Annotated in this window: 1 protein-coding gene; it reads left to right on the forward strand. The window is 46.7% G+C overall.

All coding sequences use genetic code 11. The annotated features are described in order from the left end of the window. Positions 1 to 25: 25 nt before the first annotated feature. Positions 26 to 1,276, forward strand: coding sequence for a DegT/DnrJ/EryC1/StrS family aminotransferase (locus QVO99_RS08030; protein WP_441295410.1), 1,251 nt, complete (start codon positions 26 to 28; stop codon positions 1,274 to 1,276). Positions 1,277 to 1,562 lie beyond the last annotated feature (286 nt).

Here is a 1,562-nt window from a genome sequence, read left to right on the forward strand (position 1 = left end):
TAAATCCTCCCCTGAAGGGAAGGACTTGCTGACTGACAGTAATGGTGACGGGAAGTCTCTCCCTTCAGGGGGAGATTTAGAGGGGGCTCACAGAGTGGTTTGTCTGTCTGCTGGTACTGCAGCCGTTCACTTGGCTTTGATTGGCTGTGGTGTGAAGGCTGGTGATGAGGTGTTGGTGCAGAGTTTCACATTCTGTGCTTCGAGTCATCCTATTACATATCTTGGTGCTAAGCCAGTGTTCGTAGGTTCTGAGGGTGAAACATGGAACATGGATCCTGTTCTGCTGGAGAAGGCTATCGTTGACCGTAAGGAGAAGACAGGAAAATATCCTAAGGCTATAGTGCCTGTAGCTCTGTATGGTATGCCTTACCGCATTGATGAGATTATGGCAATTGCCAACAAGTATGGAATTCCCGTGGTGGAGGATGCTGCTGAAGGTATGGGTTCACGCTTTGATGGCAAGGTGCTCGGTACATTCGGCAAGTATGGTGTGCTGTCGTTCAATGGTAACAAGATGATTACCACTTCTGGTGGTGGTGCACTGATTTGTAATGGAGCCTCTCCTAAATCCTCCCCTGAAGGGAAGGACTTGCAGGATGGAAAGCCTCTCCCTTCAGGGGGAGGTTTGGAGGAGGCTTCAGAGGCTTCCCGGCTTGCCAACGAAATCATGTGGTATGCTACTCAGGCTCGTGATGCTTATCCTTATTATCAGCATACGGCTATTGGTTACAATTATCGTATGAGTAATGTATGTGCGGGTATTGGTCGTGGTCAGATGACTGTACTCAATGACCATATCGCTCATCATAAGCATGTGCAGAAGTTGTATGAGGAGTTGTTGAAGGACGTTCCTGGAGTACATATCCACAAGCAACCTGCCGACCCACGCTATGATGCAAACTTCTGGCTTTGTGCTGCGACACTCGATGCTGACGTGAAGATTCAGGGTCAGGAGAATGCCTACAAGGAAGTCATCAAGACTGCAGTAGGTGGTGCAGCTGGTGTTATCCATGCCGTAGACTCTGCTACAACCGACTGTCAGCCGAATGAAAACGTAGAGGCACTGCGTGTATTCATGCTTGCCAAGAAGGTGGAATGTCGTCCGGTCTGGAAACCGATGCACAAGCAGCCTGTATACGAGGGCGCTCCAGTATACACTAACGGCGTAGAGGAGGATCTCTTCAAAGTCGGTTTCTGTCTGCCTGCAGGTCCGTATGTATCAGATGATGACGTACGATACATTGTAGACTGCATCAAGGAAGCAATCGTACGATAATATATAAGGTTGAAGAGCGATTAATAGATGTGCCGTGCGGAATGCCCGGCTGTCTGTTAATCGCTCATTTTTATTAAGCCCAGAAATAGATAAGGGCAAGAAGAGACTACAGCTGTCGGTCAGAATAAAAAGAGTTTTTATTGGTTGTAATGTTGATAGTTCTCAGAAGGCTTAATGTTGATAGGTCTCAGAAGACTTATCTGACAAAAATACTTGACGCGCTTGATTCAAATATAGGAATTGTGAAGATGCACAAAAAAGATCTATATTATGGCTATAATCAATA

Origin of the sequence: Prevotella sp. CAG:592 (genome assembly GCF_000436015.1) — a bacterium.
Taxonomy (GTDB): domain Bacteria; phylum Bacteroidota; class Bacteroidia; order Bacteroidales; family Bacteroidaceae; genus Prevotella; species Prevotella pectinovora.